Source organism: Streptomyces sp. NBC_01515 (genome assembly GCF_045040345.1).
GTDB lineage: Bacteria > Actinomycetota > Actinomycetes > Streptomycetales > Streptomycetaceae > Streptomyces.
The window spans coordinates 1,010,199-1,028,550 of the sequence record NZ_CP109416.1; the positions used below are offsets into that span (position 1 = coordinate 1,010,199).

General features: G+C 71.2%; 14 protein-coding genes. 10 read left to right on the forward strand and 4 right to left on the reverse strand.

From position 1 onward, the window contains the following. Window positions 1-19 precede the first annotated feature (19 nt). The 4 genes from OG407_RS04180 to OG407_RS04195 all read left to right on the forward strand — a co-directional run bounded on the left by OG407_RS04180 (window position 20) and on the right by OG407_RS04195 (window position 7,234). Window positions 20-1,387: a maltokinase N-terminal cap-like domain-containing protein gene (locus OG407_RS04180; protein WP_405855105.1), complete on the forward strand. Its 1,368-nt coding sequence runs from the start codon at window positions 20-22 to the stop codon at window positions 1,385-1,387. Between the two features lie 230 nt (window positions 1,388-1,617). After that, window positions 1,618-3,960, forward strand: a complete 2,343-nt coding sequence (gene glgB, locus OG407_RS04185) for a 1,4-alpha-glucan branching enzyme (protein ID WP_405868269.1) — start codon at window positions 1,618-1,620, stop codon at window positions 3,958-3,960. Window positions 3,961-3,972: 12 nt separating this feature from the next. Then, a complete protein-coding gene (locus OG407_RS04190; protein WP_405855107.1) occupies window positions 3,973-5,118 on the forward strand; it encodes an ABC transporter ATP-binding protein in 1,146 nt (381 codons plus the stop codon). 211 nt (window positions 5,119-5,329) lie between these two features. Further along, window positions 5,330-7,234, forward strand: a complete 1,905-nt coding sequence (locus OG407_RS04195; protein WP_405855109.1) for an AMP-dependent synthetase/ligase — start codon at window positions 5,330-5,332, stop codon at window positions 7,232-7,234. 47 nt (window positions 7,235-7,281) lie between these two features. On the opposite strand, the gene OG407_RS04200 is transcribed toward OG407_RS04195, so the two are convergent. Continuing rightward, a complete protein-coding gene (locus OG407_RS04200; protein WP_405855111.1) occupies window positions 7,282-8,106 on the reverse strand; it encodes a methyltransferase domain-containing protein in 825 nt (274 codons plus the stop codon). A gap of 248 nt (window positions 8,107-8,354) precedes the next feature. On the opposite strand from OG407_RS04200, the gene OG407_RS04205 reads away from it, so the two are divergent. From OG407_RS04205 to OG407_RS04220, 4 genes are all read left to right on the forward strand, one after another. Beyond that, window positions 8,355-9,731 carry an NAD(P)/FAD-dependent oxidoreductase gene (locus OG407_RS04205; protein ID WP_405855113.1) on the forward strand — a complete coding sequence of 459 codons (1,377 nt, stop codon included), beginning with the start codon at window positions 8,355-8,357 and terminating at the stop codon, window positions 9,729-9,731. A gap of 47 nt (window positions 9,732-9,778) precedes the next feature. Then, window positions 9,779-12,028 (forward strand): FUSC family protein, encoded by a 2,250-nt coding sequence (locus tag OG407_RS04210; RefSeq protein WP_405855114.1) that lies wholly within the window; start codon window positions 9,779-9,781, stop codon window positions 12,026-12,028. A 28-nt stretch (window positions 12,029-12,056) separates the two neighbouring features. Then, window positions 12,057-12,236 carry a hypothetical protein gene (locus OG407_RS04215; RefSeq protein ID WP_405855116.1) on the forward strand — a complete coding sequence of 60 codons (180 nt, stop codon included), beginning with the start codon at window positions 12,057-12,059 and terminating at the stop codon, window positions 12,234-12,236. 250 nt (window positions 12,237-12,486) lie between these two features. Beyond that, entirely contained in the window at window positions 12,487-12,936 is a 450-nt protein-coding gene (locus OG407_RS04220; protein WP_327406446.1) for a cyclic nucleotide-binding domain-containing protein, read from the forward strand. Between the two features lie 2 nt (window positions 12,937-12,938). Here the strand turns inward: OG407_RS04220 and OG407_RS04225 are convergent, their stop codons facing one another. Together OG407_RS04225 and OG407_RS04230 are read right to left on the reverse strand one after the other, a co-directional pair. Continuing rightward, window positions 12,939-14,261 (reverse strand): MFS transporter, encoded by a 1,323-nt coding sequence (locus tag OG407_RS04225; protein WP_405855118.1) that lies wholly within the window; start codon window positions 14,259-14,261, stop codon window positions 12,939-12,941. A gap of 124 nt (window positions 14,262-14,385) precedes the next feature. Beyond that, on the reverse strand, window positions 14,386-14,997 hold the full coding sequence (locus tag OG407_RS04230; protein WP_405855120.1) for a LysE/ArgO family amino acid transporter: 612 nt from the start codon (window positions 14,995-14,997) through the stop codon (window positions 14,386-14,388). Between the two features lie 69 nt (window positions 14,998-15,066). On the opposite strand from OG407_RS04230, the gene OG407_RS04235 reads away from it, so the two are divergent. Beyond that, on the forward strand, window positions 15,067-15,969 hold the full coding sequence (locus OG407_RS04235) for a LysR family transcriptional regulator ArgP (RefSeq protein ID WP_405868271.1): 903 nt from the start codon (window positions 15,067-15,069) through the stop codon (window positions 15,967-15,969). A 297-nt stretch (window positions 15,970-16,266) separates the two neighbouring features. Here OG407_RS04235 and OG407_RS04240 read toward each other — a convergent pair whose 3' ends face one another. Beyond that, complete coding sequence (locus OG407_RS04240) at window positions 16,267-16,974, reverse strand: TetR/AcrR family transcriptional regulator (protein ID WP_405855122.1); 708 nt, start codon at window positions 16,972-16,974, stop codon at window positions 16,267-16,269. Between the two features lie 138 nt (window positions 16,975-17,112). Between OG407_RS04240 and OG407_RS04245 the strand changes: the two genes are divergently transcribed. Then, window positions 17,113-18,333 carry a saccharopine dehydrogenase family protein gene (locus OG407_RS04245; RefSeq protein WP_405855124.1) on the forward strand — a complete coding sequence of 407 codons (1,221 nt, stop codon included), beginning with the start codon at window positions 17,113-17,115 and terminating at the stop codon, window positions 18,331-18,333. The last annotated feature ends 19 nt before the right edge of the window (window positions 18,334-18,352 follow it).

An 18,352-nucleotide genomic window follows, 5' to 3' on the forward strand; every position in this document is an offset into this window, starting at 1 on the left:
GGCGAAAGGACGCGTCACCATGCCGAAGACCGCACCGCTTCGACTGAGCAGCCCCGGTGTCGACCGGCCTCCGGCCACGCTCGCCGGGCTGCTGCGCGAATGGCTGCCCGGGCAGCGCTGGTTCGCCGGCAAGGACCGGCCGGTGGCCGACCTCGACGTGCTGTCCACGACCGAACTCTTCCCGGGCTGCCTGCACTTGCTGGTCCACGCCTCGCATACGCCGGTGCCCTCACCGGGCGGCGCTCCCCCGCCCGGCGACTGCTATCAACTCCTGCTGGGCGTAAGGGAACACGTCTCGCCGCGCCTCGCCCGGGCCTACATCGGCCGCGTGCAGGAAGGACCGTTGGCCGGTCTCGCGGTCTACGACGCGCTACAGGATCCGCGGTCGGCGGAGCTGCTGCTGGAGCGGCTGCGGCACCCCGGTGCGACAGGCCCCCTGCACTTCGAGGCGGACCCGTCGGTGTCCGTGCCCGCCGGACTCACGCCTCGGCTGCTGGGTGCCGAGCAGTCCAACTCCTCGCTGGTGTACGGCGATCGGTTCATCCTGAAGGTGTTCCGGCGTATCCAGCCCGGCGTCAATCCGGACCTGGAGCTGCCGGGGGCGCTGGCCGCGCAGGGCTGCAAGCGGGTCCCGGCGCCGGTGGCGTGGTTCAGGACGGCGGAGCCGCGGGCCGCCACGCTGGGTGTGCTCCAGCCGTTCCTTCCGGACGCCTCCGACGGTTGGGCGCTCGCGCTGCGCGCACTCGCCGCCGGTGACGAATTCACCACCGAGGCCCACGAGTTGGGGCAGGCCACCGCGGATGTCCACCTCGCGCTGGCCGCGGCCTTTCCGTCCGCCAGTCGCCCCCTCGCCGAGAACGACCGTACGGCGGCGGCGATGACCGAGCATCTGGAGGCGGCCGCGCACTCGGTGCCCGCGCTGCGGCCGTTCGTGCCGGGGCTGCGGACCGCGTTCGGGGCGCTCGTCGGCCGGGATGCAGGTCCGCCCGCCCAGCGCATCCACGGCGATCTGCATCTCGGGCAGGTGCTGCGGGCCGGCCGCGACTGGTTCGTCATCGACTTCGAGGGTGAGCCGTCCAAGCCGCTGGCGGAACGGCGTAGTGCGCAGTCACCGGTGCGGGACATCGCGGGCATGCTGCGCTCCTTCGACTACGCGGCCCGACAGCGCCGGCCCTGGCGCCCGGAGTGGGCGCGCCGCTGCCGGGAGGCCTTCTGCGCGGGCTACGCGGCCCGGGCCGGCTGGGACCCCCGCACCAAGCACGCCCTGCTGCGCGCGTACGAGACGGACCGCGCCGTGTATGAAGTGCTGTACGAGGCCAGACACCGTCCGGACTGGCTTCCCGTACCCATGGCGGCGATCGAGCGTCTCGCCGTCCGAGGAGGCTGAACTCCGTGGCCCTGCGTGACACTTCACCTCAGGAGACGGGCGGTCCGTCCACGCCCGCCGACCCGGAGACGGGCGAACCGACCGGGTCCGCCGCACCGGACGCCCGCGGCCCGGCCACGCCCGGCCTGCCGGAGACCGCCGACCGGACCGCGACCGAAGCTCCAGAGACGAACAACTCGCCCACAACAGCCGGCCCTGAAACGGGAGAACCGAGCCGACGCGCCGCACCAATGGCCTCCAGCCCGGCCGTACTCGGCCCACCGGAGACCGCCGACCGAACCGCGACCGAGGCACCGGAGACGAACGGCTCGCCCACAACAGCCGGCCGAGCGCACGAGGGCCTGTCCGGCGCCGTCTCCCGGCCCGCGGTCGCCTCGCCCAAGACCGCTCCGGTTCCCCTGGGCGCGGGCGGTCCCCTGGCATCCGCTCCCCTGGACCCGACCGACCGCGACCGCCTCCTCGCCGGCGCCCACCACGACCCGCACGCACTCCTCGGCGCGCATCCGGTGCCGGGCGGGATCGCCTTCCGGGCACTGCGTCCGTACGCCCGTGCCGTGAGCGTCCTGATCGACGGGACGCGCAGCCCGCTCGTCTCGGAGGGCGGCGGTCTCTTCTCCGGCATGCTCCCGCTCGACCAACTCCCCCCGGCGTACACGCTGTTGGTGTCGTACGCGGAGGGCGACGAGCACGAGGTCCACGACCCGTACGCCTTCCTGCCCGCCCTCGGTGAACTCGACCTGCACCTCATCAAGGAGGGGCGGCACGAGGAGCTGTGGAAGGCGCTCGGCGCGGAGCCGATGACGCACGGCGGGGTGGCCGGCACCCGCTTCACCGTGTGGGCGCCGAACGCCCAAGGGGTGCGTGTCGCCGGGGAGTTCAGCTCCTGGGACGGTACGGCCTTCCCGATGCGGTCGCTCGGTTCGTCGGGCGTGTGGGAGTTGTTCCTGCCGGGTGTGGGCGAGGACGCCCGCTACAAGTTTGAGATCACCGCCCGGAGTGGCGAGCGCTTCCTCAAGGCCGACCCGATGGCCCGCCGTACGGAGGTGCCGCCCGCCACGGCGTCCATCGTGACGGCCTCGCACTACGAGTGGGGCGACGAGGACTGGCTCGCGCGGCGGACGGAAACCCCGGTCCACGAGGCGCCCTTCTCGGTCTACGAGGTCCATCTCGCCTCCTGGCGACAGGGCTTGACGTATCGTCAGCTGGCCGTCGAACTCCCCGTCTACGTGAACGAACTGGGCTTCACCCACGTCGAGTTCATGCCGGTGGCCGAGCACCCCTTCGGCGGTTCCTGGGGCTACCAGGTCACCGGCTTCTACGCGCCGACCTCCCGCATGGGCACCCCGGACGACTTCAAGTTCCTCGTCGACGCGTGCCACCGGGCCGGTGTCGGCGTGATCATGGACTGGGTTCCGGCGCACTTCCCCAAGGACGACTGGGCGTTGGCCCGGTTCGACGGGGAGCCGCTGTACGAACCCGGGGACGCGCGGCGGGCCGAGCATCCGGACTGGGGGACGTACGAGTTCGACCTCGGGCGGACCGAGGTGCGCAACTTCCTTGTGGCGAACGCCGTTTACTGGTGCCAGGAGTTCCACATCGACGGCCTGCGCGTGGACGCGGTCGCCTCGATGCTCTACCTCGACTACTCACGCGACTCGGGTCAGTGGACCCCGAACGTCCATGGCGGGCGCGAGGATCTGGACGCGATGGCCTTCCTCCAGGAGATGAACGCGACCGTGTACCGCAGGGTGCCCGGTGTCGTGACGATCGCCGAGGAGTCGACCGCCTGGGACGGGGTGACCCGGCCGACCGACACCGGCGGTCTTGGCTTCGGGTTCAAGTGGAACATGGGCTGGATGCACGACTCGCTCGACTACATGTCGCACGAGCCTGTGCACCGCAAGTTCCACCACCACGAGATGACCTTCTCCATGGTGTACGCGTACAGCGAGAACTACGTCCTCCCGATCTCCCACGACGAAGTCGTCCACGGGAAGCGGTCGTTGGTGTCGAAGATGCCGGGCGACTGGTGGCAGCAGCGCGCCGACCACCGCGCGTATCTGGGATTCATGTGGGCCCACCCCGGCAAGCAACTCCTCTTCATGGGCCAGGAGTTCGCCCAGGGCGCGGAGTGGTCCGAGTCCCACGGCCCCGACTGGGGGCTCCTCGACCCCGCTTACGAGGCCGCGCCCGATCACCGGGGCGTCCAGGACCTCGTCCGCGACCTCAACACCGCCTACCGTGCGACCCCCGCCCTCTGGCAGCGCGACACCGACCCCGGCGGCTTCCGATGGGTGATGGGCGACGCGGCCGAGGACAACGTCTTCGCGTTCCTGAGGTTCGACGCGGAGGGCTCGCCGCTTCTCGCCGTCAGCAACTTCTCCCCCGTCGTACGCCACGACTACCGTCTCGGTGTCCCCGACGAGATCCCGGCCTGGCAGGAGACCCTCAACACGGACGCCGCGCTCTACGGCGGCAGCGATGTCGGGAACCCCGACCCGATCAAACCGGAGGACGGCCACATCCGGCTCACCCTCCCGCCTCTCGCGACGGTGTGGCTGACACCGGGGTGACATCCTGCTCCCATGCCGACGCCGATCCACTCTGACGCCACCCGATTAACCGGCCTGCGCCTGGAGTTGCGGGACATCACGCAGGAAGTGCGGGGCGCCGGGCGGGTGTTGGACGACGTGTCGTTCGAGGTCGAGGCCGGGCGGCTGGTGGTCATCGCGGGGAGCAGCGACACGGGCAAGACGGTGCTGCTGCAGACCCTCGCGGGACTCCAGGCCCCGACCTCGGGGGACGTACTGCACGACGGTGCCCAACCGGGGCCGCCCGGACCGGAGTTCGGGTACGTGCCGCAGGAGGACGTGATCCTCCGTGAGCTGCCGTTGCGGCGCACGCTGCAGTACGCGGGGCGGTTGCGGATGCCGGGCGGGACGGTGTCGGCGCGGGTGACGGAGGTGCTCGACGTCCTCGGTCTCACACAGCGTGCCGACACTCCGGTGCGGGCGCTGAGCGGCGGGGAGCGTAAACGGGCGTGTCTCGCGGCCGAGTTGCTGATCCGGCCCAGGGTGCTGTTCCTCGACGAGCCCACGTCCGGGCTCGATCCGGTGACGGGCGCCGCGCTGCCGGCGACCCTGCGCGGTCTGGCCGAGTCCGGGACCACGGCCGTACTGACGACACATGTGCTGGCCGATCTGCCGCGCCGCGATCAGATCGTGTTCCTCTCGCCGGGTGGGGCGGTCGCGTTCGTGGGGGCGCCGGACGCGTTGCTCGGAGCGTTCGGGGCGGAGACGGCGGAGGACGTGTACGCGGGGGTGGCGGAAGGGAAGCGTGCGGAGGGGCCTGCCCCGGTGCGGCATACGGAGCGGGTCTCTACATCCCTCGCGCACGGTCCGGCGCGCGTCGGTGCCGTACGCCAGCGGGCGCTGCTGACCCGCCGTACGACGGCGCTACTGGTTCACAACCGGCTGTCCGTCGCCGTGTTCGTGGGTTCGCCGGTGATGATCGTGGCGATGTTCGCGGTGCTGTTCCGGGCGGGGGCGTTCGATCCGGCGGCGCCCGATCCGGGGTCCACGGCGATGATCATGTTCTGGATCGCGTTCGGGGCGTTCTTCTTCGGGCTGACGTACGGACTGATGCGCTCGGCGCCGGCCCGGACCAGGGAGGTCGGGGCGAGTCCGGCGCCCGTGCAGTCGAGACAGGTGTGCCCTTCGGCGTCCAGGTAACCGAAGTCCCGCGCCCTCAACTCGCCGAGATCCACCGCGTTCATGTCCTCGTACCCCCCGCTTTGTCAGGTCGGTCCCACCGAACCATCAAACTCCGCAGGGGCACTTCACGGTTCCCCTCACCAAACGCTCACACCTGGGCTACATTCGAGCACCGTCGATAACAGCAATGATCGGCAGAGTCACGCCCCGTACAACCCAGGAGCAGCGCATGCGCGACTTCGCCGTCGCTCCACCCCCCACCTCCACCCTCAACGGCGGCCTCGCCGACAGCATCTTCGAGACCGCGGTCCTCCATCCCACCCTCCCTCTGATCGCACGCAAGCAGGACCCGTCCTCCACCGAATGGGAGGAGGTGACGGCCGTGGAGCTGCGGGACGAAGTCGTCGATCTGGCCAAGGGGTTGATCGCCTCCGGGATATCGCCGGGCAGCCGGGTCGCGATCATGGCCCGTACCCGTTACGAGTGGACCGTGCTCAGCCACGCCCTGTGGGCGGTCGGCGCCGAGGTCGTGCCGGTGCACCCGACCTCCTCGCGCGAGCAGGTCGAGTGGATACTGCGCGACGCCAACTGCGTGGCCGTGGTCGTGGAGGACGAGCAGGGCATCATGACCGTCGGCACGGTGTGTGCCGCGCTTCCGCTGCTGCGCCACGTCTGGCAGCTGGACTCCGGGGCGCTGGCCCAGATCATGGAGCGGGGCACGTACATCCCGCAGACCACGGTGGACTCGCTGCGCCGGATCGTGATGCCGGACTCGACCGCGGTCATCGCCTACACCTCGGGCACCTCGGGCCGCCCCATGGGCTGCGCGCTGAGCCACCGCAGTCTGGCCAGCCCCTGCGACACGCTGCTCGCGGGCTGGTCGCACACGGCGGCGCCGCCCGGTGAACAGCCGGCCGTGCTGGCCTTCCTGCCCTTCTCGCACGTGTACGGGCTGATGATCCAGGGGCTGTGCATGCGCGGCGGCTGGCTGATGGCGCACGAGCCGGAGATGACGGAGGCGGCGCTGGTGTCGGCGCTGCGTACGTTCCGGCCGACCTACCTGTACGCGGTGCCGTCGATCTTCGAGAAGATCTACAAGAACTTTCTCCGTACGGCCCAACAGACGGGCCGCGGCGCCCTGTTCGAGCGTGCCGCCTCGACCGCGCGGGACTTCGCGGCGGCCGAGGAGCGGCACAGACTCGGCCGGGGTTCGGGCCCCGGTTTCGATCTCCGGCTCCAACACGCCGTGTTCGAGCGGACGGTGTACCGCAAGCTGCGGTCGGCGCTGGGCGGCCGGGTGGTCCGCGCGACGTCGGGCGGTTCTCCCCTGAACCGTGAACTGTCCTTGTTCTACTCGGGTATCGGCATCCTCGTGCACGACGGCTACGGGCTGACGGAGACCGCCGGCGGGATCACGATGCAGCCGCTGGGCCGGGAGAAGATCGGCACGGTGGGGCAGGCGCTGCCGGGCACGGAGATCCGGGTCGCGGAGGACGGGGAGATCCTGGTGCACGGGCCCTCGGTGTTCCAGGGCTACATCAACGACGAGCGGGCGACCCGGGCCGTGATGCACTCGGGCTGGCTGGCCACCGGGGACATCGGGCGGCTGGACACCGAGGGCTATCTGACGATCACCGGCCGCAAGAAGGACATCATCATCACCAGCAGCGGCAAGAGCGTCGCGCCGGCCGCGCTGGAGAACCGGCTGCGGATGCATCCGCTGATCCATCAGGCGGTGGTCGTGGGCGACGACCGTCCCTGTGTGGGGGCGCTGCTGACCCTGGACCCGGAGTTCGTGGCGCACTGGCGGGCCGGTCTCGCGCTGCAGAGCGACGCGCGGGGCCGGGAGGCGCGGGAGGAGAACGCGCTGCGGGAGGAGATCACGCGGGCCGTGGCGGCCGCCAACAGCCCTGTGGGGCGCGCCGAGTCGATCCGGGTGTTCCGGGTGCTCCCGCATCCGTTCGACGTCGCGGGCGGGCTCCTGACGCCGTCGATGAAGCTGCGCAGGGACGCGATCGTGCGGCACTACGCGTTCGAGATCGACGCGATGTACCAGGCACGCGCGCGTGCCCCGCAGCAGTCGGCGGAGGAACAGCTCGCGGGCTGGGACGACGCGGACAACGTGTTCCGCTAGGTCACCGGACGGGGGTCATCCCGGGGAGGGGTCACCCCCACCGACGGTCATTCCGGGCGGTGGGCGACGACCGCGAACATCGTGACGGACATGTGCAGCGCGCCGCGCTCCGCGGCCTCGGTGAGGTCGGCGTAGGCGCGGTCGCGCTGGGTCTCGGTCAGGGCGCCGCGGCGGACCGCGGACTCGCCGAGCATGCGGATCAGCGGCCAGGCCACCGACCGGTGGTCCTGGAGCAGCGCCTGCGAGCCGCGGTCGTCGACGACGAGTCCGGCCGCGCTGAGCTGGCCGACGAGCCGGCGTCCCGAGTAGGGGTTGGCCGCCCCGGTGAGGGCGCCGGTGGTGAACGCGGCCGTGACCTCGGGGTCGCCCGGGTGCAGGATCGTGGTCGCCCAGTCGGTGTCGAGCAGGGCCACGCGCCCGCCGGGGCGCAGCACGCGGGCCATCTCGGCGACGGCCTTGTCCGGTTCCGCGAGGTGCTGGAGCACCCGTTCGCACCAGACGACGTCCACGGAGGCGTCGGGCACCGGCAGGGACAGCGCGTCGCCGTCCGTGAAGCGGGCCGTGTTCCCGTCCGACGCGGCGCGTTCCTCGGCGACCGCGCGCAGCCCGGGGTTGGGCTCGACGCCGAGCGCCGACCCGTCCGGGCCGACGGCCGCGGCCAGTTCACGGGTGGTCGAGCCGGTGCCGGCCCCGACGTCGAGAACGCGTTCCCCGCTGCCCGGGGCAAGGGCCTCCTGGGCCCATGCGCGCAGTCGTCGTACGCCTGGATTGGCTTCCTGGATGTCGAGCGCGGCCACCAGCCGCGTCACGTTGCCGGCATCGATGTTCTGGGTGCGGAAGCCTGACCCCGGATCGGGCTGAGTGTGCGACATGGCGTGCACTCTACGGTCCGAAGTGATCGTCCACAGGCGGGTCAAAGGTCATTCGGGTACGGCATTTGTTCATGTGTCCGCGGCGTACGGCGGGCCTCGGCGGGGCATGCTGGTGCCCACGCGTTCGTCTGCCTGCCGCGCTCAGCTGGCGGAACGGCTCCCGGCACGGTGGGATCGATGTGGTGCGAGGCAGCGATCCAGGGGCAGGCGTACGGCGTCGAGGCAGACCGCCTGGAGCCGCAGAAGGGATGAACACCGTGACACGACCGAGGATCCTGGTGGTTGGCGCAGGCTTCGCAGGAGTGGAGTGCGTTCGCCGCCTGGAGAGGAAACTGACCCCGGAGGAAGCCGACGTCACGCTGGTGACGCCGTTCTCCTACCAGCTCTATCTGCCCCTGCTGCCCCAGGTCGCCTCCGGCGTCCTGACCCCGCAGTCGATCGCCGTCTCGCTGCGCCGCAGCAAGAAGTACCGGACGCGGATCATCCCGGGCGGCGCGATCGGTGTGGACATCAAGGCCAAGGTCTGTGTGATCCGCACGATCAACGACGAGATCGTGAACGAGCCCTACGACTACATCGTGCTCTCCCCCGGCAGCATCACCCGTACCTTCGACATCCCCGGGCTGACGGATCACGCCTTCGGGATGAAGACCCTCGCGGAGGCCGCCTACATCCGCGACCACGTCATCACCCAGCTGGACCTCGCGGACGCGAGCGACGACCCGGCGGAGAAGGCGTCGCGGCTCCAGTTCGTGGTCGTCGGCGGTGGTTACGCCGGTACGGAGACGGCCGCCTGTCTGCAGAAGCTGACGCACGCCGCGGTGAAGCGCTACCCCCGGATCGACCCGGGTCTGATCAAGTGGCACCTCATCGACATCGCGCCGAAGCTCATGCCCGAGCTGGGCGACAAGCTGGGCAAGAGCGCGCAGGAGATCCTGACCAAGCGCGGTATCGACATCTCCCTGGGTGTCTCGATCGCCAAGGCGGGGCCGGAGGAGGTCACCTTCACCGACGGCCGGGTGGTGCCGACCCGCACGCTGATCTGGACGGCCGGTGTGGTCGCCAGCCCGCTCATCGCGACGCTGGGCGCGGAGACGGTGCGGGGTCGGCTCGCGGTCACCGCCGACATGAACCTGCCCGGACACGACGGGGTGTTCGCGCTCGGTGACGCCGGTGCGGTGCCGGACGAGGCCAAGGGCGGGGACGGCGCGATCTGCCCGCCGACCGCGCAGCACGCCATGCGGCAGGGCAAGGTGGTCGCCGAGAACGTGATCGCGACGCTCCGCAACCAGCCCCTGAAGCAGTACGTCCACAAGGACCTCGGGCTGGTCGTGGACCTCGGCGGCAAGGACGCGGTGTCCAAGCCGCTCGGCATCGAACTGCGCGGTTTTCCCGCCCAGGTCGTGGCCCGCGGCTATCACTGGTCGGCGCTGCGCACGAACGTCGCCAAGGTCCGCGTCGCGACGAACTGGACGCTCAACGCGCTGGCCGGCGACGACTTCGTGCGCACCGGCTTCCAGGCCCGCAAGCCGGCCACGCTGAAGGACTTCGAGTACACCGACTCGTATCTGTCGCCGGAGCAGGTACGGGACCGCATCGAGGGGGCCGGGACCCAGGAGCCGTAGCATCGGTGGCACGGATCTTGATGTGAACCTGGGGAGAGTACGGCGGCGTGAGGGCAGTGGGACGGGCGGCGTGGGCACGGGTGCGGTATCGCGTCGCGGCGTCCGATCCCGGACTGCTGCGGCTGACGGCCGGACTGCGGACGGTGGCCTCGATCGCCCTCACGCTGACCGTGCTCTCCCTGGTGCGGGCCTCGGTACCGCATCTGGTCGCCGGGGCGATGGCGGCGATGGTCTCCACGTTCGCCATCCGCGAGAAGCAGCGCACCCAGCAGGCGGTGACGCTCGCGCTGGGACTGCCGGTGGCGCTCGCCTCGGTGTCACTGAGCGCGCTGCTGAACTCGCGGGTCGTCGCCGGTGACGTCTTCTTCGTCCTGCTGATCTTCGGCGCCGTCTACAGCCGCCGGTTCGGCGACCGCGGCACGGCCCTCGGTCTGATCGGCTTCCAGATCTACTTCCTGTCCCTGTTCGTCGGCGCGACCGTCTCCGCACTGCCACGGCTCTACGGCGTGCTCGGCGTCGCCTTCGCGTGCAGCGCGCTGGTGCGGTTCGCGCTGGTGCCGGAGACGCCCACCGGGACGCTGGACCGGCTGCGGCGGGCGTTCCGGGCGCGGTTCGCCCAACTCGTCACCGCGCAGCTCGCGTTGCTCGACGCCGGCCCCGACGACATGGAGAAGGCCCTCGTCGACGTACGCGAGGGCACCGCGCGCCTGCACGAGACGGCTCTGCTGATCCAGGGCCGGCTGGAGGACGGCACCTCCGACGAGACGGTGGCACGGCTCGTGCAGCGCCGTATCGCCGACGCCGAGGTGGCCGCCGAACGGCTCGGGCTCCTGCTGCTCACCGCCCGCAGCGCCGAGCGCGGCCACACCCTCACCCTGCATCTGCCGGGCGCACCGGTCCCCGTGGCCGACCGGCTGCCGGTGCGGGACGAGGCGACCGACACGCTGCGCCGCGACCTGGAGGCGCTGCGCCTGCTCGTCCTGCGGCCGGCGGGGACGGACTCGGGCACCGGGCTGGCGCATGTGCGCAACCGGCTGCTGGGCTACCGCGAGGAGGAGAACCTGCCGCCCGCCTCGGACGCCGTGCAGGACGTGTTCCGGGGCATCGGTGAAGCCGGGCGTGCGGTGCTGGGGCTGCGGATCGCCGTGGACGGGCCGCAGGACGAGTCGGAGGACACGCCCGCGACGACCCGCTCCCGCGAGGAGCTGGACGCGGAGGACGTCTCCATCGCGGGCAGCGAGGAGGCCGAACAGGAGGACGCGGAGCGCACGGGGCTACGGCGGCCGACGACGCGGGCGGCCGTGCAGGTCGCCGTCGGGTCCTCGCTGGCCATCATCGGCGGCGAGTTCCTGTCCAGTCAGCGCTGGTACTGGGCGGTGCTGACCTGCTGGATCGTGTTCCTCAACACCTCGTCCACGGGCGAGATCCTCGTCAAGGGCTACCGGCGGCTGCTGGGCACGGTCCTGGGGGTCGTGGCCGGTATCGGTCTCGCGGGCCTGGTCGGGCATCACACCTGGACGGCGTTCGCGCTGGTGCTGCTGTTCATCTTCGCGATGTTCTACACGGCACCGCTGTCGTACACCCTGATGTCCTTCTTCGTCACCGCGATGCTGGGCCTGCTCTACACGCTGCTGCACACCTACAGCGCGTCGGTGCTGCTGCTGCGGATCGAGGAGACGGCGCTCGGCGCGGCCTGCGGGGTGGTCGCGGCGGCGCTGGTGCTGCCGGTGCACACGGACCGCCGTACGAACGAGCTGCTCGGCACCGTGCTGGCGCGGCTCACGGACGTCACCGAGGCCGCCGTCGACCAGCTCAGCGGTGGGGCCCCGGCCGAGCTGCTCGACAAGGCACGGGACTTGGACCAGGCGCTGGCCGATCTGAGCGCGTCCACGCAGCCGTTGACACACCCGATCACGCCGTTGCGGGCGCGGCGGGACACCGCGCGGTACGTCGTCGCGCTCCTGGAGACCTGCGCGTACCACGCGCGGTATCTGGCGGCGACCGCCGAGCTGCTGCCCACGCATCCGTCGATAGCGGCCGATCCCCGGCTGCGTGAGGCGGGGCGCCGGATCGTGCACAACATCGGAGTGATCAGCGCCCATGTCTCCGACGGGGACGCCGTCGGCGAGATCGAGACCGGGCCGAGCATCGCGTCCCTGCTGCGGCCCGGGACGCCGGGGACCCCGCGCTACGGGCGGGTCACGGACCGTGTGCTGCGGCATCTGCAACGCCTCGACGAGGCCGTGACCGGCCTGGCACGGCCGCTCGACGTACCGATCGCGGCGCCGGTGAAGTGAACCGCGCGCGCCTGGGTAGGCGACGGCCATGACTGATGTCGTGGACTCGGACGAACTGTTGCGGCGCATCCGGCGGGCCCGGGCCTTCGCCGCCCAGGAGGTGCAGACGTGGTCCCAACAGGGCGACGCCGTAAGGGAAGTGGCCTACGAGGTCGTGCTGCGGGTGCTGGACGAGATCGTGACCCCTGGTCAGCATGCGACGAAGTGAAACCGGTCACGCGACCGGTTGAAGTGGGTACGAAATGCCCGTGGATGGTTTACGGTTCACTCATACGTGGTCTCGGAGTCGACCGTATCGTCCTCCGGCGCCACCGCTTAACGGCCCTGGCTGGTCTCCCCCGTCCAGCCAGGGCTTTTTCATGCCCGATTCCGTCCCCCGAGGTGCCCGGGACGTCGACAGAGGCTGAAATGGGCGTAGGGAGAATTCCGGATCCGCTGCCGGCGAGGAGCCCTGTGCCATGACCAAAGCGATAAAACTGCTGACCGCCCTGCCCCAGGCCCAGCGCGAACGGCTGATGGAAGTCGCGCAGGAGGTCTCGTTCGCCGAGGACTCCAGGATCTTCGAGGCGGGCGGCACGGCCGACCGCTTCTGGGTCGTCCGCTCCGGTGCCGTCTCGCTCGACCAGCGGGTCACCGCGCAGCAGCGGGTCACCGTGGCCACGCTCGGCGCGGGCGACCTGCTCGGCTGGTCGTGGCTGTTCCCGCCGTACGAGTGGGACTTCGGCGCGGAGGCGTTCAGCGCCGTGCGGGCCTACGAGTTCGACGCGGCGGCCGTCCTCGCCCTGAGCGTGGAGGACCCGCTGCTCGGGCTGTCCCTGGTCCGGATCGTCGCGGAGATCCTCGCGCACCGGCTGGCGATGACCCGGAGCAAGCTGATGGAGCACTACGCGATCCATCGGCCGGTCTGAGGTCAGATGCGGTAGCGGCGCAGCGCCGGGACCGCGGCGGCCAGGGCCAGCATGATGACGATGACCAGGATGCCGCCGCCGGCGACCGCCGTACGCGGGCCGAGGGCCGAACCGGCCGTGCCGTGCAGCACGTCGGCGAGGCGCGGGCCGCCGGCCACCACGACGGTGAACACGCCTTGCATACGGCCGCGCATCTCGTCGGTGGCGGCGGACAGCAGGATCGCCCCGCGGAACACCATGGAGACCATGTCGGCGACACCGGCGGCGGCCAGGAACACCACGCCGATCCACAGGTTGCTGCTCAGCCCGAACCCGGTGATGGCCGCGCCCCAGGCGACGACCGCGCCGATCACCATCCAGCCGTGCCGTCGCGCCCGCGAGAACGTGCCGGAGAACAGCCCGCCGACCACCGCCCCGATGGGGATCGCCGCGAACAGCAAGCCGAGGGCGAGACCCTCGCCGTAGGGCGCGTACGTCTGGGCGGCGAGCTGCGGGAACAGGGCGCGGGGCATGCCGAAGACCATCGCGATGATGTCGGCGAGGAAGGACAGCAGCAGCACCTTGTGCAGCGAGATGTAGCGGAAGCCCGCGACGATCTCCCGCCAGCCCGCGCGGCGCCGTGTGGCGGACTCCAGGGGCGGCAGCGAGGGCAGCCGGACGACCGCCCAGAGCGTGACGCACAGCGCCAGCGCGTCGATGAGATACAGCTCGGGCAGGCCGATGACCGGGATGAGGGCGCCCGCGAGGAGCGGTCCGAGGACCTGCCCGGTCTGCATGACGGTCGAGCCGAGGGCGTTGGCGGCGGGCAGCTGCTCGGCGGGGACGAGGCGGGCGATGGAGGCGTTGCGGGCGGGCGCGTTGAGGCCCCAGAAGGCCTGCTGCATGGCGAGCAGCAGCATCAGCGCGGTCACCGAGTTGAGCCCGATGGCGGCCTGGACCCAGAACAGCACCGACGTCACGGCTATGCCGCTGTTGGTGATCAGCAGCAGTTTGCGGCGGTCCATGCTGTCGGCGAGCGAGCCGCCCCAGAGCGCGAACACGATGAGCGGCACCAGGCCGGCCATGCTGGCGGCGCCGACCCAGGCGGAGGAGCCGGTGATGTCGTAGATCTGCTTGGGTACGGCGACGGCGGTGAGCTGGCTGCCGACGGCCGTGACGATGGTCGAGGACCACAGGCGGCGGTAGGCGGGGATCTGCAGGGGGCGGGTGTCCATCGCCCAGCGGCGCCAGCCGCGCCGGGGGCCGGTCGCCGGTTCCCGGTCCTTCTGCGACTCTTTCCGCGACTCGGGTTCCGTGCCGCTGTCGGTGCTCTCGCTCGTGTCCACTGGCTTCCTGGTTGCTCGCTACATCTAATCGGCCGGGGTTCACTATCTCAGCACCGGCTGCGGCAGCCGAATCCGCCGTCTCACGCCCCGGCGACGATCGGCTGCGGCAGCCGAATCCGCCGTCTCACGCCCCGGCGACGAGCATCGCGCCGAGACCGATCATCGTCGCGGCGACCAGGCCGTCCAGCACCCGCCAGGCCGAGGGCTTGGCGAGGAAGCGGCCGAGCAGGCGGGCGCCGAAGCCGAGCGCGGTGAACCAGCACAGGCTGGCGCAGACCGCGCCGAGTCCGAAGGTCCAGCGCAGCGGGCCGCGGGCGGCTGCGATGGAGCCGAGCAGGAACACGGTGTCCAGGTAGACGTGCGGGTTGAGCCAGGTCATCGCCAGACAGGTGAGGACGGCCCGGCGGCGCGAGCCGGTCGACTCGCCCTCGGCCTGGAGGGCGGCGGGGCGGAACACCCGGCGGGCGGCGAGGACGCCGTAGCAGAGCAGAAAGGCGCCGCCGATGAGGCCGACCGCCGTCAGCGCGCCCGGCCAGGCGACCACGATCGCGCCGACGCCGCCGACACCGAGTGCGATGAGGAGGGCGTCCGAGAGGGCGCAGATGCCGACCACTGCGAGGACGGCATCACGGCGGATGCCCTGGCGCAGGACGAAGGCGTTCTGGGCGCCGATGGCGACGATGAGCGAGAGGCCGGTGCCGAATCCGGCGGCCGCCGCGGAGAGAGCGTTGGTCACGCCCTCGACGCTAGGGATACCAGTGGCTGGAGTACAGCTAAAGATTCTTACGTAACATTAGCGCTCGTGATGGTTTCGGAGCTTCCCCTCGATCAGGTGCGGACGCTGCTCGCGGTGGTGGACGAGGGCACGTTCGACGCGGCGGCCTCCGCACTGCATGTGACGCCCTCGGCGGTCAGCCAGCGAGTGAAGGCCCTGGAACAGCGCACGGGCAGGGTCCTGCTCCTGCGCACCAAGCCGGTCCGGACGACCGAGTCCGGCGAGGTGGTCGTGCGCTTCGCCCGTCAACTGGCCCGCCTGGAACGGGACGCGCGCGCCGAACTGGGCATGAGCGACGCCGGCGAGCCGACCCGGGTCTCGGTCGCCGTGAACGCCGACTCCCTGGCCACCTGGTTCCTGCCCGCCCTCACCCGCGTCCCGCGCGAACTCCGCGTCTGCTTCGAACTCCGCCGCGAGGACGAGGACCATACGGCGGCCCTGCTCCGCGAGGGCTTGGTCATGGCGGCGGTGACGTCGTCACCGGACGCGGTGCCGGGGTGCTCGGTGCGGGCGCTGGGACGAATGCGCTATCTCCCGGTGGCGAGCCCGGAGTTCAGGGAGACGTATCTGAGTGGCGGCCTGTTGCGGGATTCGCTGGCCGAAGCACCGGTGATCACCTTCGACCGGCGGGACGACTTCCAGGACTCCTTCGTACGGCGGCTGCGGCGGGGGCAGGGCGGTGCGAGTGCGGTACGGCATCTCGTGCCGACCTCGGAGGGGTTCGTCGAGGCCGTCGCGGCGGGGCTGGGGTGGGGGATGGTGCCGGAGATGCAGGCCGCTCCGCTGCTGGGTGCCGGGCGGCTGGTGAACTTCGCGCCGTCGCGGTCGGTCGACGTTCCGCTGTACTGGCAGCAGTGGAAGTTGGACTCGCCTGCGTTGGCGGGGGTGGCCGAGGCGGTCGTGGGGGCGGCGGAGGGGGCGTTGCGGGGATGAGCGGGCCATCGGCCGTGTCGATGTGCGGCTCCGCCGCGGGCGCTGTGTGCCGGTTTTACGCTGCGGGGCCGTCGTGGCTGGTCGCGCCCGCGCGGCAGAGCCGCATATCGACACAGCCCCGCGCCCCTTTAGGGCGCTGTCGCATCGCGGTGGATCTCGTGCGGGTTGCTCAGGGGACGCACGGTCCGGTGCGGCGCCGTCGTGGCTGGTCGTGCTCGCGCGGCGGAGCCGCACATCGGCACAGCCCCGCGCCCCTTTAGGGCGCTGTCGCATCGCGGTGGACCTCACGCGGGCTGCTCAGGGACGCGCGGACTTCAGCTGGGCGGCTGCGCTGTCCAGCAGCATCTCCAAGGCCGTCGGATACGCGCTGTCGACCATGCGGGCTGCCAGGAGTGGGGCCGCCTCGGCGATGCGGGGGTGGGTGGTGCGGGGCAGGCGGGCGTAGGTCGAGCGCCATATGGCCTCGTCGGCGCGGAGTGCCGCGCTCGGGAGGGCCAGGGACGCGGCGTCCAGCGCGGCGAAGGCCAGGGTCTGGTCGATGAACGCGTGGTAGATCCGTACGGTGTCCGGCAGGGGGAAGCCGGCCGTGCGCAGGACGTCCAACACGGCCTCGTCGGCGGCCAGTTCGTTGGGGCGGCCGGTGACACGGCTCGCCGTCAGTTGGGCGGCCTGTGGGTGGGCGACGTACGCGGCGTGGATGCGCAGGCCGATCGCGCGCAGGTCGGCCCGCCACTCCCCCGTCGGCTCCCAGCCGCGCAGCGCCTGCCCGACGAGGGCGTCGCCGATGGCCAGGGTCAGTTCGTCCATGCCGCGGAAGTACCGGTAGAGCGTGCTCGGGTCGGCGTCCAGGGCGAGGCCCAGGCGGCGGGCGGTCAGGCCCGCGCTGCCGTGTTCGCGCAGCATGCGCAGGGCCGTGTCGACGATCAGCCGCTCGGAGAGGACGGTGCCGCTCTTGGTGGGCCGGCGCCGTCGCCGCTTCTCCTCCGACACCACCGGTTTCGGCATCGCGGCCTCCCTGTGCTCCCTTGTGCTCCTTATGCCAACGCCATTGACCTTATCCGCACCCCCGGCGTTGTATCTCCGGCAGGGGCCCGCTGACTTTCGTGATTCGGCTGGGACATCGGCAGTGAGGGAGTTCTTGTCATGCGTGTACTGCTCGTGGGAGCCGGTGGTGTGGGGACCGCGGTCACCCGGATCGCGGCCCGGCGTCCGTTCTTCGACGCGATGGTGGTCGCCGACTACGACCTGTCCCGGGCGGAGGCGGCGGTCGCGGCGCTGGGGGCGGACGGCGCCCGGTTCCGCGCCGAGCGGCTGGACGCGAGCGACGTTGAGGCCGTCGTGGCGGCGCTGCGTGCGCACGAGTGCGACGTGCTGCTGAACGCGACCGACCCGCGCTTCGTCCTGCCCCTGTTCCGTGCGGCGCGTGCCGCCGGGGCCAACTACCTTGATATGGCCATGTCGTTGTCCCGGCCGCACCCGGAGCGACCGTACGAGGAGTGCGGGGTCAAGCTCGGGGACGCGCAGTTCGCCGACGCGGGCGACTGGGAGAAGGCGGGTGCGCTGGCGCTCGTCGGGATGGGTGTGGAGCCGGGGCTCTCCGACGTGTTCGCGCGGTACGCGGCCGATGAACTCTTCGACGAGATCGAGGAGATCGGCATCCGCGACGGGGCGAACCTCACCGTCGACGGCTACGACTTCGCGCCCTCCTTCAGTATCTGGACGACGATCGAGGAGTGTCTGAACCCGCCGGTGGTCTACGAGGCCGACCGGGGCTGGTTCACCACCGAACCGTTCAGCGAGCCCGAGGTGTTCGACTTCCCTGAGGGCATCGGGCCGGTGGAGTGCGTGAACGTGGAGCACGAGGAGGTGTTGCTGGTCCCGCGCTGGGTCGATGCGAAGCGGGTCACCTTCAAGTACGGGCTCGGCAATGAGTTCATCGAGACCCTGAAGACCCTGCACCTGCTCGGCCTGGACCGCACCGAACCAGTCACCGTACCGAGCGCGTCGGGCCCAACTACCGTATCGCCGAGGGATGTTGTCGCCGCCTGCCTGCCCGACCCGGCGACGCTTGGCGACCGTATGCACGGCAAGACATGTGCGGGTACCTGGGTGCGCGGCACGAAGGACGGGGCGCCGCGCGAGGTGTACCTCTACCACGTGGTCGACAACCAGTGGTCGATGGCGGAGTACGGCTCCCAGGCGGTGGTCTGGCAGACGGCGATCAACCCGGTGATCGCACTGGAGTTGCTGGCCACGGGGGCGTGGAGCGGCTCGGGTGTGCTGGGTCCGGAGGCGTTTCCGGCCGGTCCGTTCCTGGAGCTGCTGACGGCGTACGGGTCGCCGTGGGGGCTGCGGGAGCAGTGACGGACGTCAACTCACGGCC

Excerpts from the sequence above, each read along its gene's own strand:
- OG407_RS04180 (WP_405855105.1), top strand. The coding sequence starts at position 20 with ATGCCGAAGACCGCACCGCTTCGACTGAGCAGCCCCGGTGTCGACCGG.
- glgB (WP_405868269.1), top strand. The coding sequence starts at position 1,618 with ATGGCCTCCAGCCCGGCCGTACTCGGCCCACCGGAGACCGCCGACCGA.
- OG407_RS04190 (WP_405855107.1), top strand. The coding sequence starts at position 3,973 with ATGCCGACGCCGATCCACTCTGACGCCACCCGATTAACCGGCCTGCGC.
- OG407_RS04195 (WP_405855109.1), top strand. The coding sequence starts at position 5,330 with ATGCGCGACTTCGCCGTCGCTCCACCCCCCACCTCCACCCTCAACGGC.
- OG407_RS04200 (WP_405855111.1), bottom strand. The coding sequence starts at position 8,106 with ATGTCGCACACTCAGCCCGATCCGGGGTCAGGCTTCCGCACCCAGAAC.
- OG407_RS04205 (WP_405855113.1), top strand. The coding sequence starts at position 8,355 with ATGAACACCGTGACACGACCGAGGATCCTGGTGGTTGGCGCAGGCTTC.
- OG407_RS04215 (WP_405855116.1), top strand. The coding sequence starts at position 12,057 with ATGACTGATGTCGTGGACTCGGACGAACTGTTGCGGCGCATCCGGCGG.
- OG407_RS04220 (WP_327406446.1), top strand. The coding sequence starts at position 12,487 with ATGACCAAAGCGATAAAACTGCTGACCGCCCTGCCCCAGGCCCAGCGC.
- OG407_RS04235 (WP_405868271.1), top strand. The coding sequence starts at position 15,067 with ATGGTTTCGGAGCTTCCCCTCGATCAGGTGCGGACGCTGCTCGCGGTG.
- OG407_RS04240 (WP_405855122.1), bottom strand. The coding sequence starts at position 16,974 with ATGCCGAAACCGGTGGTGTCGGAGGAGAAGCGGCGACGGCGCCGGCCC.
- OG407_RS04245 (WP_405855124.1), top strand. The coding sequence starts at position 17,113 with ATGCGTGTACTGCTCGTGGGAGCCGGTGGTGTGGGGACCGCGGTCACC.